Raw genomic sequence first — 15334 nt, 5'->3', positions numbered from 1 at the left:
AGTGGCAAACACCCGAAAAATAAATAAGGAAGAAAACACTATGGGCTCGCCGCTTTCCAGACAATTAACGCACCGTTTTTTCCGCTATCTTGCGATTACCAGCCAGAGCGATCCGAAAGTAAAAACTCTGCCCTCGACGCCGGGCCAGCACGACATGGCGCGAGAGCTGGCGCAGGAGCTGGCGCAGCTGGGTTTAGACGACATCGTGATTGACGAATTCGCGACCGTGACGGCAGTGAAAAAAGGCAACGTGCCCGGTGCGGCGCGCATCGGCTTTATTACCCACATTGATACCGTTGACGTCGGTTTATCACCGAATATTCATCCACAAATATTAACGTTTAATGGTGAAGATCTCTGTCTGAATAAGGAAAAAGACATCTGGCTGCGCGTGAACGAGCACCCGGAAATTCTGGCTTATCCGAATGAGGAGATTATTTTCAGCGACGGTACCAGCGTATTGGGCGCAGACAATAAAGCGGCGGTGACGGTGGTAATGACCGTACTGGAAAACCTCACCGCTGAGCATCAGCATGGCGACATTGTGGTCGCGTTTGTGCCCGACGAAGAGATTGGCCTGAACGGCGCCAAGGCGTTGGATCTGAAACGCTTCGACGTGGACTTTGCCTGGACCATCGACTGCTGTGAGCTGGGAGAAATTGTTTACGAGAATTTTAACGCGGCAGCGGCAGAGATCCACTTCACCGGCGTGACGGCGCACCCGATGTCCGCCAAAGGGGTACTGGTGAACCCGTTATTGATGGCGACCGACTTCATCAGCCATTTCGACCGCCAGCAAACCCCGGAGTGCACCGAGGGCCGCGAGGGCTATATCTGGTTTAACGGCATTCAGGCCGGACAGAACGACGCCGTGCTAAAGGCTAATATTCGCGATTTTGATAAAACCAGCTTTGACGCCCGCAAGCAGCAGATTGCGGACGTCGCCGCGCTGATTGCCGCCCAACACCCGACGGCGAAGGTCGACTATCGCATTGAAGATACCTACAGCAATATCAGCAATGCGATTGGTGAAGACCGGCGCGCCATCGACCTGATGTTTGAGGCGATGGAATCGCTCGGCATCACCCCAAAACCGATCCCTATGCGCGGCGGCACGGACGGTGCGGCGCTGTCGGCAAAAGGGCTACTCACCCCGAACTTCTTCACCGGCGCGCATAATTTCCACTCGAAGTTTGAGTTCCTGCCGCTGTCGTCGTTCGAGGCGTCTTACAAGACTGCCCTGCAGATCTGCCTGCTGGCCGCCCGTTAAGCGGGCTTGCGCGCCAGCATGGTGGCAAAGCGCAGCTTGATGCGGTTGCCGTTTTCATCGGTGCGGTGCAGTTCGCCAACCTCTTCGTTGTATTTGAGCAGCTCCCAGCCTTCGTAGTAGCTGCTCAGCTCACCGCTTTTGAACGCAAACGGGAAGCCGACGGTGCACGGGTAATCCGCCGTGTCCATCGCGGCAACGATCAGGTTGTAGCCGCCGGGTTTGGTGCAGCGCTGCATGTTGGCGATAAGGCCCGGAATGGTTTTCGCCTCCAGGAACATCAGCACCACGGTGGAAAGAATAAAGTCGTACTCGCCGTCAAAGCTCAGGCTGTTAAGATCTTTGACGGCAGTGTGCAGATTCTCAATCCCTTCTGCCGCCTTGATGCGCTCAATGTTATCAACGCTCATCGGGTTTTTATCCCAGGCGGTCACCTCGTGGCCGTTGGCCGCCAGGTAAAGGCTGTTGCGGCCATTTCCGCAGCCCAGATCCAATGTCTTGCCGGGCTTTACGAACCCCGCGCTGTACAGCACCTCTGAATGCGTACGGGTTAAGCCATATTTCTCTGTGAAGTAATTTTCATCGACAGCCATTATTTTTCCTCAGATTGCATAAGCAGTGCCTTATCAGTGCGCACCAGAAGTTTGCCCTGAATCAGCAGAATAAACGTACGGACCAACAGCATCCCAATGATGAGATTGGTAAAGATAAACAGCGGCACGGCAATGGCGTGGAAGAATCCAGACGAACTGCCGTGACCCAGATGCAGCCCGGTGGTAGCCAGAGCCGACACGCCAAACGAGAAACTCCAGAAGGAGGCGTTAAACGGCTGAGACACATACCACGGCAGCAGGCGCAGCATAAAGAGCAACTGCAACAGGCCGTAGCCGAACAGCATTTTGGCGAAGGTGTCGGCTTCCCCACCGTTGACGCTAAACCAGGCGCTGCACGCCACCAGCGCGGGCGCCAGCTGAATGCCTAAAGCGGTGCGCTGCGCGGTGGGAAGCTCCCCGGCGCTGCGAAGACGCTGGAGGATCACCGGCTCCAGGCTGAGCCAGGAAAAGACGCCCGCGCCGAGAAAAACGAGCCCTGCATCGTTGAACCCCAGAGCACCGCACGCCATCGCGCTGATGAAATTATTCGCCACCGTCGGCAGATACAATCCGGGCGTGGTGGCCTCCTGCGGGTGCCTGCCTCGCCAGAGCCCGGCGCTTTGCCAGGCGGAATAAGCAAGCTGTAACACCACACCCACGCCGAACAGCGCCAGCGATACCGGGCGGAACCAGGGCACAAAACCGATGGCGACCAGCATGGTGGTGGCCGGAAAAAGGCTGACGAAGCTGCTCATTACCGGGTGACGCATCTCTGCCAGCACGCTGTGCGGGAAACGGATCGCACGGGTAATAAACGCCGTCGTCAGTAAAAACCAGCAGGCAACTGCGAGAGCGACCAGAATCTCACCCGGCCAGCGCGTCACCGGCCACAGGGTGCTGGCGTATCGCCAGGCGAAACCCATGCCGATGATGCCCAGCACCATGCCAAAATAGCCTGCGGGAAGGTTAAGCGCCTGTTCAGGTTTGTTTAATTTATCCATTAATTTGAATTTTTAAAATGTATTTTAAATGCCATTTTAAGGGGTTTCAGCAACGGATGCCAGCACAACGGAAAGCCGAAAGTTTGCTACGTTTAGTGAAGACGCATATCAGGGATCCCATGATGAATAAGTATCGGCTCAGCGAAGAAACCCGGCTCTGGCAATGGAAAGATGGCGAAACATCCCACTCAACGACGCTGCGGCAGATTATCGCTACGGTGGACTTTAACGATGTGAAGGCCGGCACGAAAGGCGGCTGGATTGACGATGAGCGCGCCCTTGCGCAGGACGGAGACTGCTGGATCTACGATGAAAACAGCGTGGTATTCGCTGGCGCAACCGTGTCCGGCAACGCGCGCCTGACCCTGCCGTGCACCGTCAGCCATGACGCGCATATCGGCGATAACTGCTGGCTTGACGCCGCAGAGGTCAGCCACGGAGCGCGAATAAGTGACAACGTCACTATTCAGCACTCCTGCGTGCGGGGTGAGTGCCATCTCTACGGCGATGCGCGCGTGCTGCACAACAGCGTCATCATTGCCGCTAAAGGCCTCACGCCGGACCACGACCAGATCCTGCAAATCTACGGCAAGGCGACGGTAAGCCGATCGCGCATTGTGCATCAGGCACAAATATACGGCGAGGCGATGGTGAATAACGCGTTTGTTGAGCACCGCGCCGAAGTGTTCGACTGCGCGATCCTCGAAGGTAACGAACTCAACAACGTCTGGGTGTGCGACTGCGCCAAAGTGTACGGCAACGCCCGCGTGATAGCCGGTTTCGACGATGACGCCATCCCTACCCTGCGCTACAGCTCTCAGATTGCCGAGAACGCCGTGGTGGAAGGAAACTGCATAATCAAGCACCACGTCCTGATCGGCGGTCAGGCATGGCTGCGCGGCGGGCCGATCATGCTGGATGATAAAGTGGTGATTCAGGGACGCGCGCGGATCAGCGGCGACGTGCTGATTGAGCATCGGGTAGAAATCACCGACGATGCGGTGATAGAGGCCTTTGCTGGTGAGAGCATTCACCTGCGCGGTGAAAAGGTGATCAACGGCGACCAGCGCATCACCCGCACGCCGTTGCTGGGAGCGCTATAGGGTATAAATTTTGCCGTAGATGTTCACATCGTCATAGGCGCCATTGAGGTATTCCGCTTCCCGCAGGCACCCTTCCAGCGTAAAACCGTTGCGCAGGGCCACGCTGTTGCTGTGCTGATTCGCCACCCGACACTTGATCACAAATCGGCGGATCTCACCGCGCTCAGCGTAGTAGCGCATAAACGCCTGCAGCGACTGCGAGAGGATCCCCTGCCCCTGGTGCGCTTCATCCAGCCAGTAGCCGATGTACGCGGCTTTGTTGGCAGGCTCAATCGCATTAAACGACAGTACGCCGACCAGCGCATCCTCCCTGAAGATCAAAAACATTTTGGCGTAGCCGCGCTGGTGCAGCATCTGGTTACTCTGCACGTTGCGTCGGGTATCGTCCTCGCTGCCCACGTGCTGCGCCCAGTCAAAGGCGGTTTGCAGATAGGCTCTGTTTTTGACGACGAGGTTATGCAGTTCGGCGGTGTAGCGCTCTTCGACGGCGCGAAGCTCGAGAGCGTCAGATACGGAAATAGTTTCGGATTGTGTTGCGGTCATTGCCCCTCACCCTAACCCTCTCCCACAGGGAGAGGGAATCGATCGTTAACGCATTACCCGGTCATCAACGTAATGACGTTTATCCGGCGCTGGCGGGAAATACTGATACAGCCAGGTTTCACTGATGGCATCGCCCTGGCAGCGCAGGAACAGGCGCATATCCACCGGCTCCGTCGAATCCGACGTTGGGTACCAGTCAAACAGAATGCGATACCCGTCAAACGGCTCAACGTAAAGGATCTCAACCTGCTTCGCTTCACCGCTGGAGAGCGTAATCACCGGTTCGATGCCCTTCGGCGCAGCGGCCTTCAGGTCGCCGCCAACGAAGTCGATAGCAAAGCGACGGGCCCACACTTTCGGATAGTGTTCGCCCGGCGCCCAGCCCTCAGGGAAGCCGCCCATGCCGGTGCGGGTCGCGTAAACGTTGGCCAGCGGGGAACGCACCGGCGGCTGCGCGCTCCAGTAGAGACGATATTTAAAGTCCAGCTCGTCGCCCGTTTTCACCGGTTTTTCCGGCTGCCAGAAGCAGACCACGTTATCCAGCGTTTCACCGGTGGTTGGGATCTCCATCAGCGCGATAGATCCTTTCCCCCAGTCATTGCGCGGCTCAACCCACAGGCTCGGGCGCTTGTTATACCAGCCCATCACGTCCTGATAGTGGGAGAAATCGCGATCGAGCTGCAGCAGGCCGAACCCTTTCGGGTTTTTGTCCAGATAGGCATTAAACTGCAGCTTCTGCGGGTTATTGAGCGGACGGCAGATCCACTCCCCGTTGCCGCGCCACATTGCCAGGCGGTCGGAGTCGTGGATTTGCGGGTGAATGGTGTCGCACATGCGGCGTTCGTTGTTGCCGCAGCTGAACATGCTGGTCATCGGCGCGATGCCCAGCTGCTTAATGTCCTTACGCGCGTAGAGATGGTTTTCCACCTCCATGATCACCTGGCTCTTCTCGCAGTGGATCACGAATTTATAGGCACCGGTGACGCTCGGGCTGTCCAGCAGCGTATAGACGGTAAAGGTGGTGTCACCCGGCTTGACGGTTTCAAACCAGAAGGAGGTGAAGTCCGGGAACTCTTCCGGGGTGTCGGTAAAGGTATCTACCGCCAGACCGCGCGCGGAAAGCCCGTACTGGTAGGTATCGTCCACCGCACGGAAATAGCTCGCCCCGAGGAAAGAGACGATATCGCGGCGCGCCAGCTCAGGCGCTTTAAAGGCGCGGAAGCCCGCAAAGCCGAGATCGCTTTGCCCTTCCAGCTGTTTGGTATCGACGCCCGTGTCACCGTAGCTGAACAGCTCAGGGCGGAAGTGGATCTCGCGCGCCATAGAGGTAGACTGGTCCAGCGAGAACATCCGCACGCGGCGGCGGAACCCCATTCCCATATGGAAGAACTGCACGTCCAGCTGACGCCCTTCAATGTTGTTCCACAGAGACTGTTTTTCATCGTAGCGGATGGCGTTATACGCCTGCGGCGTCATGGTCGCCAGCGTCTCCGGCAGCGGACGCGGCGCGCCACCCCACGGGGTTTTCGCCAGGTCATGCGCCATGGATTGCAGTACGGAGAAGTCAAACCGACGGCTCTGACCGTCAGCGATGTCAGAGTCAGCCGCATATGCCGCTTTGGAAAACAGGGAAGCAAGGCCGGAGGTGCCGCTCAGGGCTGCCACAGCCAGCGAGCCTTTTAGAAAACGTCTGCGATTCATGCCTGGAAAAACGTCCTTATGGTCGTGTGAATGTGTTTCGCGCTCGGCGAAATGACGGCAAGAAAGAACGCACAGCCTAAACAAAAATGGTTAAGAATCCAATTGTTGGCAGGTGATTATCTGAACAAAGTGAGAAATATTTTCTGTCGACCAGAACGGCCCGAAAGTGGTGTAAAGAAAGCCTGGAAAATGTGTAGAAAAATGCCCCGTCAGGACATCAGCTGACGGGGCCAATGAGGCGGTTATTTTACGCTGACATCGATACCCGGGAAGTACTTATCAGCGAGTTTGGCGATCGTGCCGTCGGCACGTACTTTATCAATGGCGGCATCAAGCTGCTTTTTGGTGGCCTCGTCACCTTTGCGCAACCCAAAGCCGATCCCACTGCCGAGGATAGTGTCGTCAGACACCGGTTTGCCGATGAAGCCAAACCCTTTTCCCTGCGGCTTGCTGAGGAAACCCGCCTGCCCGGCCGCGGACATGACCAGCGAGGCGTCAATGCGGCCATTCAGCAGGTCACCCCAGGCCATATTCTGATCTTTATACGACACCACGGTGACACCCTGCTTTTCCCAGTGCTCTTTGGCATAGGTTTCCTGAATCGACCCCTGCAGCACGCCGATGGTTTTTCCCTTCAGCCCTTCAGGCGTTGCTTCGACCGCCGTACCGGCCTTGCCGACCAGCTGAGACGGAATGCGGTAGATCGGCTGGGTAAAATCGATGCTCTTGCGGCGCTGTTCGGTGATATTCATCGCCGAGTTGATGGCGTCAAACTTCTTCGCCACCAGCCCCGGGATCAGCGCGTCAAACGAGGTTTCGACCCAGCTGCACTTCAGCGCTGCCGCTTTGCAGATGGCATTTCCCAGCTCAACGTCAAACCCTTCCAGTTCGCCTGCCGCATTACGGCTTTCAAACGGCGAATATTCCGCTTCCAGACCGTAGCGCAGCTCGGTGGCCGCGAAGGAGGAAAAGGTACACAGCAATCCCATGCCGACAACTAACGCGCGTAATTTCATTTCAAACTCCTCAGAGCCTATCCCAGTAGGCGTAATTGTTGAAGACAGTTTGGTACCGGACAGCGCACAGAAACCGGAACGTACATGTAGTACGTGAGGATTTCGAGCACTGCCCGGTGCCAAAATGGCGAATAAAATAGCCTAATGGGATAGGCTCAGCGTGGTTTAACCCGACACAGGGCTTGAGCACCTGCCCGTAACGTCGCCTCATCTTTCGCAAAAGAGAGACGAATCAATTTATTATCCGTGCCGTCGGCATAAAACGCCGACAGCGGAATGGTGGCAACACCGTACTCAACAATCAGCCGCTTCACCAGCTCGCTGTCGCGCTCGTCGCTGAACTGGCTGTAGTCCGCCAGCATAAAGAACGACCCGGCGCTCGGAAGCAGGGTAAACGGCGAATCGGCCAGCAGGCCGTGCAGCAGATCGCGCTTACGCTGGTAAAACGCCGACAGCGACAGCCAGGTTTGCGGATCGGTCATGTGTTCTGCAAACGCGTATTGCATTGGCGTATCGGCAGAGAACATCAAAAATTGATGGACTTTACATATCTCGTCCATCAGCTCTGCGGGTGCCACACAATAACCCACGCGCCAGCCGGTGACGTGATAGGTTTTTCCGAAAGAAGAAATAATCACGCTACGCTCCGCCAGCTGCGGGTGCGTGGCCATCCCGTGGTGCGGTTCCTCATCAAACACGACGTGTTCGTACACTTCGTCAGACAAAATAATGATGTCGGTATTGCGCGTCAGCGCCGCCAGCTGCTGCAGGTCATTAGCGGAGAAGACCTGGCCGCTCGGGTTGTGCGGCGTATTGATGATGATCATGCGCGTGCGCGGGGTGATTGCCGCACGGACCTCATCCCAGTTGACGGCAAAATCCGGCACCGTGAGCTTGATGGCGACAGGCGTTGCCCCCTGCAGACGAACAATCGGCGCGTAGCTGTCAAACGACGGCTCAAAGTAGATCACCTCATCGCCGGGGTGCACCAGCCCGCTTATCGCCGAATAGAGCCCTTCGCTGGCGCTGGCGGTGACCAGCACCTCGCTGGCAGGGTTATACTGCGTGCCGTAGAGCGCGGCAATCTTATCGGCGATGCGTTCTTTGAGCGGCTGCAGGCCGGTCATCGACGCATACTGGTTATGCCCTGCCTCCATCGCGCGGGTAACGCCGGCGATCAGCTTCGGGTCGCAGGAAAAATTCGGTGCCCCCTGAGAAAGGTTGATGGCGTTATGCTGGGCCGAAAGCTGGCCGATAACGGTAAAAATGGTGGTCCCCACGTCTGGCAGCTTGGAGCGCGTTTGCACCGGCGTTCGTAAAGTCATCCTCTTTCCCTTCTCATGGATATTGCATAACTATTCAAACAACAACTCCGTTGCCGGGACAATCGAATTGTTGTCATAATAGCCATGAGAAAAATGCATAGCTGAGGTGTTTCAATGTCACGCCGTTCGCTCCCGCTCAATGCCATCGACGCATTTTTAGTCACCGCGCGTCATCTGAATCTTACCCACGCCGCCGCGGAACTCTGCCTGACGCAGGGGGCCGTGAGCCGTAAGATTGCCTCCCTTGAAGCCTGGTTTGGCTTTCCGCTGTTTGAGCGCCACGCGCGCGGGTTGCGCCTCTCCCCTCAGGGCAGCGCCCTGCTTCCCGAACTGCAGTCCTCCTTCGAACAACTGCTGAGCGTGGCCGACCAGGCCCGCAGCCAGCACACGGTGACCCGCCTCAAGGCCCCCACCTGCGCGATGCGCTGGCTGGTGCCGCGCCTGCTGGAAGTGGAGCGCGAGCAGCCGGATCTGCAGATCGCGCTCACCACCACGACCGATCATAACGTCAATTTCAAAACCGAATCTTACGATGCCGCCATCGTCTTCGGCACGCACATGAGCGCAGGCGATCTGCTGTTCGAAGAGGCGCTGACGCCGGTGTTCAGCCCCGTGCGAGCGGGTGCCGCGCTGGGTTCGCTGACGTTTCTTCATCCGACAAGGGATAAGACAGACTGGTCACTATGGCTGGCGAATCAGGAAGGTCCGGGCTTTGCTATGCACAAAAATCAACACTTCGATACGATGGATCTCGCCATTACCGCCGCCATTCAGGGGCTGGGCGTAGCCATTGCCGACGAAACGCTGGTGGCAGAAGATGTCCGCGCCGGAAGACTAATGCGGCCCTATGAGACCAGCATTAAAACCGGCGCGAGCTACCGGCTGGTGCTACGCGAAACGCCTTGTCAGGAGAATGGTCTGGCGGCGTTTCGCGCCTGTTTGCTTAATCGAGGCTGACGTGGTGCTTCATTACGCGCTTGAAGAGGCTCATGCGGGCGCGCATAAAGCGGTTTTCAAGCCTGAAACCTGCATGTTTATTCACACCAATACGTAACAGCACGTCCCGCCCTTTGCGGCAGGCGGGCCAGCGCGTCGGCCCGTGAAGGCTGTCATGCGTTCCGGCATCGCGCGCAAAGCTCACCCAGTAATCAGCTACCTGGGCGGCAAACGCCAGATCCCGTTCGTTAACGTACTGGCGCGAAGGCTCCACCTGCCCGAGGGTATCGAACGCGTACGGCACCTCATTGCCGTGCCAGGCACCGTTGATATAGGTGGCGTGTTCCGCTTCGGCCACATAGTCAAACCAGTAGCGCCAGCAAAGCCCGCCGACGCGCTGCTGGGCCTGCATCACCACGTAGCCCATAGTGGTGAAGGCCATGTCGCGGCACACCTGCCTGCCGAGCTCCTCGTCGCCCTTCACGCCCGGATAAAGCAGCTTGATGAGCCCCAGCCCGAAGCGGCGCTCCCGGCGAAGCTTCTGGATCTGCCCGGCGAGATCGACACCAAACACCGCCATCACGCTGGCTTCATCGCTGTTGGAGCCAATCATCACCGGCACGGGATGCTGGCGGGCGGCGAAAAAGACGTCCAGCATCGCCTCCGGCAGAACGCAATCCCCAACGATAGGGGCCGGGGCGACGTTCAGCGGCGCGGTCAGCGGCCAGAACGCCTCGGGCGGGATCGCGCGCAGCTGCTCTGCCGTCGCATTTTCCAGCCCGAAGTGGGCGGCCAGCGCTTCCCCTTTTTGCAGGGCCTGCGCGCGCGGCGTGTCCGGCAAGGTGTATCCGCTTTGCACTATCGCCTTATGGAATAGTCCTTTCGCCAGCGGCGAGGCCAGCAGCGACAGCACGCTGCGCGCGCCGGCGGATTCACCAAACAGGGTCACGTTATTCGGGTCGCCACCAAACGCGGCAATATTATCCCGCACCCATTCGAGCGCGGCGATCTGGTCCAGCAGGGCAAAATTATGCACCACCCGCTCCTCTTCACCTTCCAGAGCGGGATGGGCGAAGAAGCCGAGATGGCCGAGACGGTAGTTAATCGTGACGACAACCACCCCGCGGGATGCCAGGGCTTTGCCGTTATACGGCGGCAGGCTTCCGGCGCCGATCGTAAACCCACCCCCGTGCAGCCAGACCATGACCGGCAGCGGCCCGGTACGCTCGATAGGGGACCAGACGTTCAGATAGAGGCAGTCTTCAGAAAACTGGCCGGGATCGCCCCCGCCCAACTCCTGACAATATTCACTGCTTTGCCAGCTTGAGGGCGAAAAGTCGGTAGCTGCACGCACGCCATCCCAGCGTTCCGGCGGCCGGGGTGAGCGCCAGCGCCAGTCGCCAACGGGCGGTGCGGCATAAGGAATACCGCGCCAGAGGTGAACGTTTTCATCGGTTAAACCAGACAGTGCGCCCTGGCGCGTTTCAACCACAGGGGCGGAAGGATTTTGCATAACGACCTTATTTTTTCCATCACACCCCTGAAGAGTAACGATTTCAGAGCAAACCGCAACGCTGTTTGCTGCGCGTTTCCGCCTCCTCGTAGAGCGTAAATTCGTCATACACCGGGCAGCCGAGCGCGGCTTCAAACGCATTGCGGCTGGCATTCCCGTGGCTGCGCGCCTGGGTTTCATTCCCGAGATTGGACTGGAAAATCCCCGCCGCGCTGACCGGAAGGAAATCTTCGTAAATTATCGGCTGGGCCACCACCCACCCGCGCTCGATCAGCGGCTGCGGGTCATCCCCCGGACGAAACGCGTGACGATGGGCTTCTCCCGCCGGGGTCAGGCGATAGCGAAAATACGCCAGCTCCTGACGGCGCAGGAACATTTCGCTGTCCGGGAAGGCGCTGAAAATCTCCCGCAAATGCAGCTGGTGCGTGAGGTTATCTTTTCCGGTTCCGGCCTGGGCCAGCAGGCTATCGTACAGTTCACGGCCTTTCGGGGTCAGTGCCACGCCGCGCTGTTCAATTTCACCGAAGCGCGCGGTGTGGGTGCCTTTATGTTCCCCGGCGAAAAGCACCGGTTCTTCGAGGGCTTTAAAGCTGGTCTGACGCAGCAGGATCGGCACTTCACGACGCGGCGGCCCTTCGATCAGAATTTTGGGCTCAATCCCGTACTTCGGCATCAGCTCCTGCACACGGTCAATGTCCAGCGTGCGCGGCGTGAGGTGGTTGATATGGCACCCCGGGAAGCAGACCACGTCAGCTATCAGGCGGTGCTCGTTACTCAACGCCAGGTAGGTCTCCTGGTCGACCGTTGCATGACGGTGCCAGCGGAAGGTTTCTAACGCTTCCTGCACAAACTCGTGCGCCTGCGCTTCGGTAAAGTGCCCTTCCGACTCATAGAGGTCAATAAGTTCCAGACAGCGCGGCGTGAAGATGTTCCGCTGAGAGAGAATTTCTGCCGCCCGCTCGCGTAACGCCACGTTTTCAATCAGCTCAAGGCGCAGCAGTGAGGTAAAGATACGAAACGGATTGCGGCACAGCGCCGCATCGTCAACCGGACGAAACGCCGTTGAGTGGACCGGTACCCCCGCCTGAGAAAGATCGTAATAGCTGACCGGGAACATGCCCATGATGGCAAACATACGACGCAGGGTGGAAAGCTCTTGTGCCGTACCGACGCGGATCGCCCCGTGACGCTCCACGTTCAGGCGCGCCAGCTCGTCGGCGTTCGCCAGTTGTTCATGTAATAGTGGGTTATTTTCCAGAACCGCCAGGTTTACGTCCGCGACCAGCTCAAGCAAGGTGCCGTACTGCGGAACTTCCTGCTGGTACATCGCCGACATAGCCTGCGAAAAATGTTCCCGAATATCATCAGCCGTGATGGTGTTCGCCATGATGTCATGCCTCCAGTGAATATTACCTGGAGTGTAGAGAAGGCCGTTCCTTCCGGGGGGAAGAATTTCTGATTTGTGATCTTAAGACGCCAGTGGTTAAACCGTGTGCTTCCGACCCCTGTCAGCCACCTCGTCATCTTTTTCCAGGATTTTCCTTATGATTCGTAGCGGCTATTTTTTCTAGCCCTTAAGGGGTAATTTTCTCCTAATCACCGCTTGCAAATTATTCGTTTTTGCTAAGTCATTATTATTGGCCTCAACCTTCCGCTTTTTAAATGAAACTTAGGACTAATCCGATCATTTGTTTACAAGTCCTTCCCACACTTCCATATTTCCAAACCAAGCGAAGCGCAAACGCAGCAATAATTAAATATAACGCAACCGCTAAAGGCGAAACGAATTTGACGTATGCCTCACAGCGACTAGAGTTATTACTCGAACGACGAGTGATACGGAATATTTTCGTATCGTACTGACATAACCAATATATGACTATGAGGTTTAATATGGCAGAGCATCGTGGTGGTTCCGGTAATTTCGCTGAAGACCGTGAAAAAGCATCAGAAGCTGGACGTAAAGGCGGCCAGCACAGCGGTGGTAATTTCAAAAACGATCCGCAACGCGCATCTGAAGCGGGTAAGAAAGGGGGACAGAACAGTCACGGCGGAGGCCGTAAATCTGATAACTCCTGATCTTATTTAGTACTCTTTTAATAAAACCTGAGAGCATGCTGCGGGCTGAAAAGCTCGCAGTACCCTTTCCTTATTTTACCGGAGCGTAATTATTATGAATATGAAAAGTGTTGAGGATGTATTTATTCATCTTCTGTCCGATACCTACAGCGCTGAAAAACAACTTACCCGAGCGTTAAGCAAACTCGCTCGCGCCGCCTCCAGCGAAAAGCTGAGCGCCGCCTTCACCGCGCACCTGGAGGAGACGCAGGGTCAGATTGAACGTATTGACCAGATCGTCGAACAGGAAGACGGTATTAAGCTCAAGCGCATGAAGTGCGTGGCAATGGAAGGCTTAATTGAAGAAGCCAACGAAGTTATCGAAAGTACGGAAAAAAATGAAGTGCGTGATGCCGCGTTAATTGCCGCTGCGCAAAAAGTGGAGCATTACGAAATAGCCAGCTACGGTACCCTTGCGACCCTCGCAGAACAACTGGGCTACAAAAAAGCCGTTAAACTTCTTGCCGAAACGCTGGAAGAAGAGAAAGAGACCGACCTTAAACTCACCGACCTGGCCGTTGGCAATATTAACCAAAAAGCGCAGAAATGACGCGATAAGACAGGTTAAATAAAATGAGCATCAGTCCCAGGACAATTAAACGGTGCCATTTAGCGGCAGCAATAATATGGTTCATTCTCGCTATCCCTTCCGTAATATGGTGGAAGAATAGCGTACTATGGGTCATTATCATCAGCATTTACGCCAATATTGTCGGCCACTTATCTGGCTACAGTGCCGCACGTGCCGATCAGGCTGCTGAAAGTGAGACCAAATAAGCGAACCCCTAATGAGGATACAATGATGAATCACGTAGAACACTACCATGACTGGCTACGCGATGCCCATGCAATGGAAAAGCAAGCCGAATCTATGCTGGAGTCCATGGCCAGCCGTATTGATAATTATCCTGATGTTCGCGCCAGAATTGAGCAACATATTAATGAGACAAAACGGCAAATTACATTGCTGGAGGAAATCCTCGACCGTAATGATATTTCTCGTTCGGTCTTAAAAGACTCGATGAGCAAAATGGCGGCCCTGGGTCAATCCATCGGCGGTATGTTCCCGTCCGATGAGATCGTTAAGGGCTCGATCAGCGGCTATGTCTTCGAACAGTTTGAAATCGCCTGCTACACCTCCCTGCTCGCTGCGGCGAAAAAAGCGGGCGATACCGCCTCTGTGCCTGCCATTGAGACGATCCTCGCAGAAGAGCGCGAAATGGCCGACTGGCTGATTCGCCATATCCCGCAAACGACGGAACAGTTCCTGCTGCGTTCAGACGCAGACGGTGTCGAAGCGAAAAAATAATCCACAGGAGAGTGCCTATGTTTCGACACGTCAAACAGCTGCAATATACGGTTCGCGTCGCCGAACCCAACCCCGGTCTTGCTAACCTTTTACTGGAACAGTTTGGCGGGCCGCAGGGCGAACTGGCTGCCGCCTGCCGTTACTTCACTCAGGGCCTGAGCGATGACGATCCGGGCCGCAAGGATATGCTGATGGATATCGCCACCGAGGAGCTAAGCCACCTCGAAATCATCGGTACGTTGGTTGGTATGCTGAACAAAGGTGCCAAAGGCGCGCTGGCGGAAGGGGTGGAAAATGAGGCTGAACTGTATCGGTCCATGACCGAAAACGGTAACGACAGCCACATCACGTCCCTCCTCTACGGCGGCGGTACCCCGCTCACTAACTCGGCGGGCGTGCCCTGGACGGCAGCCTACGTCGATACCATCGGCGAGCCGACGGCGGATCTGCGCTCGAACGTGGCGGCAGAGGCCAGGGCGAAAATCATCTATGAACGGCTGATTAACGTCACTGACGATCCCGGAGTGAAGGATGCGCTGGCGTTTCTGATGACGCGTGAGGCGGCGCATCAGCTCTCCTTTGAGAAGGCGCTGCAGTCTATTCGTAATAATTTCCCGCCGGGAAAACTGCCGCCAATCGAGGAATTCACCAACAAGTACTACAATATGTCTGAAGGTGGAGAGGTTCGCGGAAGCTGGAACAGCGATAAGCACTTTGATTACGTTGAGTCCCCGCAGCCTGCGGTTGATGGCGGAGACGGTAGCGCCAGCGTGACGCTCACAGCTGAACAGGCAACCCTGGTTAAGGCGATGTCTGCCCGCACCAAGTCCGATCCCCATTCCGACCCGCTGACCGGTGCCGAGCTGGGTGCCGGAAAGAGTAAACCGTAATCGGTTTTGCCGGGCATCC

At 56.6% G+C, this 15334-nt stretch carries 16 protein-coding genes; 8 read left to right on the top strand and 8 right to left on the bottom strand.

The window, feature by feature from the left end:
• Positions 1–40 precede the first annotated feature (40 nt).
• Positions 41–1270, top strand: coding sequence for a peptidase T (gene pepT / locus IM294_RS02005; protein WP_126818055.1), 1230 nt, complete (start codon positions 41–43; stop codon positions 1268–1270).
• Here pepT and tehB read toward each other — a convergent pair.
• Both tehB and tehA read right to left on the bottom strand, forming a co-directional pair.
• Positions 1267–1860, bottom strand: a complete 594-nt coding sequence (tehB, locus tag IM294_RS02000) for a tellurite resistance methyltransferase TehB (RefSeq protein ID WP_049137855.1) — start codon at positions 1858–1860, stop codon at positions 1267–1269. The two genes, pepT and tehB, sit on opposite strands and share 4 nt — an antisense overlap.
• On the bottom strand, positions 1860–2861 hold the full coding sequence (gene tehA / locus IM294_RS01995; RefSeq protein ID WP_041910036.1) for a dicarboxylate transporter/tellurite-resistance protein TehA: 1002 nt from the start codon (positions 2859–2861) through the stop codon (positions 1860–1862). Before tehA ends, tehB begins: the two co-directional genes overlap by 1 nt.
• Positions 2862–2983: 122 nt before the next feature.
• Between tehA and ydcK the strand changes: the two genes are divergently transcribed.
• The gene (gene ydcK, locus IM294_RS01990; protein WP_126818163.1) at positions 2984–3964 is read left to right on the top strand and encodes a YdcK family protein; all 981 of its coding nucleotides are present in this window, start codon (positions 2984–2986) and stop codon (positions 3962–3964) included.
• On the opposite strand, the gene rimL is transcribed toward ydcK, so the two are convergent.
• The 4 genes from rimL to IM294_RS01970 all read right to left on the bottom strand — a co-directional run bounded on the left by rimL (position 3959) and on the right by IM294_RS01970 (position 8549).
• Positions 3959–4507: a 50S ribosomal protein L7/L12-serine acetyltransferase gene (rimL, locus tag IM294_RS01985; RefSeq protein WP_126818054.1), complete on the bottom strand. Its 549-nt coding sequence runs from the start codon at positions 4505–4507 to the stop codon at positions 3959–3961. The genes ydcK and rimL overlap by 6 nt on opposite strands.
• A gap of 45 nt (positions 4508–4552) precedes the next feature.
• The gene (locus IM294_RS01980; protein WP_126818053.1) at positions 4553–6208 is read right to left on the bottom strand and encodes a glucan biosynthesis protein D; all 1656 of its coding nucleotides are present in this window, start codon (positions 6206–6208) and stop codon (positions 4553–4555) included.
• 242 nt (positions 6209–6450) lie between these two features.
• Entirely contained in the window at positions 6451–7224 is a 774-nt protein-coding gene (locus tag IM294_RS01975; protein ID WP_126818052.1) for a transporter substrate-binding domain-containing protein, read from the bottom strand.
• 155 nt (positions 7225–7379) lie between these two features.
• Positions 7380–8549 carry a pyridoxal phosphate-dependent aminotransferase gene (locus IM294_RS01970; protein ID WP_126818051.1) on the bottom strand — a complete coding sequence of 390 codons (1170 nt, stop codon included), beginning with the start codon at positions 8547–8549 and terminating at the stop codon, positions 7380–7382.
• Positions 8550–8663: 114 nt separating this feature from the next.
• Here IM294_RS01970 and IM294_RS01965 point away from each other — a divergent pair, with 114 nt between their 5' ends.
• The gene (locus IM294_RS01965) at positions 8664–9506 is read left to right on the top strand and encodes a LysR family transcriptional regulator (RefSeq protein ID WP_126818050.1); all 843 of its coding nucleotides are present in this window, start codon (positions 8664–8666) and stop codon (positions 9504–9506) included.
• On the opposite strand, the gene IM294_RS01960 is transcribed toward IM294_RS01965, so the two are convergent.
• Positions 9493–10998, bottom strand: coding sequence for a carboxylesterase/lipase family protein (locus IM294_RS01960; protein ID WP_126818049.1), 1506 nt, complete (start codon positions 10996–10998; stop codon positions 9493–9495). The two genes, IM294_RS01965 and IM294_RS01960, sit on opposite strands and share 14 nt — an antisense overlap.
• A 43-nt stretch (positions 10999–11041) precedes the next feature.
• On the bottom strand, positions 11042–12385 hold the full coding sequence (locus tag IM294_RS01955) for a VOC family protein (protein ID WP_059357523.1): 1344 nt from the start codon (positions 12383–12385) through the stop codon (positions 11042–11044).
• A gap of 506 nt (positions 12386–12891) precedes the next feature.
• Here IM294_RS01955 and IM294_RS01950 point away from each other — a divergent pair.
• From IM294_RS01950 to IM294_RS01930, 5 genes are all read left to right on the top strand, one after another.
• Positions 12892–13077, top strand: coding sequence for a general stress protein (locus IM294_RS01950; RefSeq protein WP_004150795.1), 186 nt, complete (start codon positions 12892–12894; stop codon positions 13075–13077).
• A gap of 94 nt (positions 13078–13171) precedes the next feature.
• Positions 13172–13666: a ferritin-like domain-containing protein gene (locus tag IM294_RS01945; RefSeq protein WP_008502272.1), complete on the top strand. Its 495-nt coding sequence runs from the start codon at positions 13172–13174 to the stop codon at positions 13664–13666.
• 23 nt (positions 13667–13689) lie between these two features.
• Entirely contained in the window at positions 13690–13893 is a 204-nt protein-coding gene (locus tag IM294_RS01940) for a hypothetical protein (protein ID WP_008502273.1), read from the top strand.
• 25 nt (positions 13894–13918) lie between these two features.
• Complete coding sequence (locus tag IM294_RS01935) at positions 13919–14425, top strand: ferritin-like domain-containing protein (RefSeq protein ID WP_028013107.1); 507 nt, start codon at positions 13919–13921, stop codon at positions 14423–14425.
• A gap of 17 nt (positions 14426–14442) precedes the next feature.
• The gene (locus tag IM294_RS01930; protein ID WP_028013106.1) at positions 14443–15315 is read left to right on the top strand and encodes a manganese catalase family protein; all 873 of its coding nucleotides are present in this window, start codon (positions 14443–14445) and stop codon (positions 15313–15315) included.
• Positions 15316–15334: the final 19 nt, after the last annotated feature.

This window comes from Enterobacter cloacae complex sp. P43RS, from assembly GCF_014930585.1.
Classification (GTDB): Bacteria; Pseudomonadota; Gammaproteobacteria; order Enterobacterales; family Enterobacteriaceae; genus Enterobacter; species Enterobacter bugandensis.
This window is presented reverse-complemented; position numbering and strand designations above follow the sequence as displayed.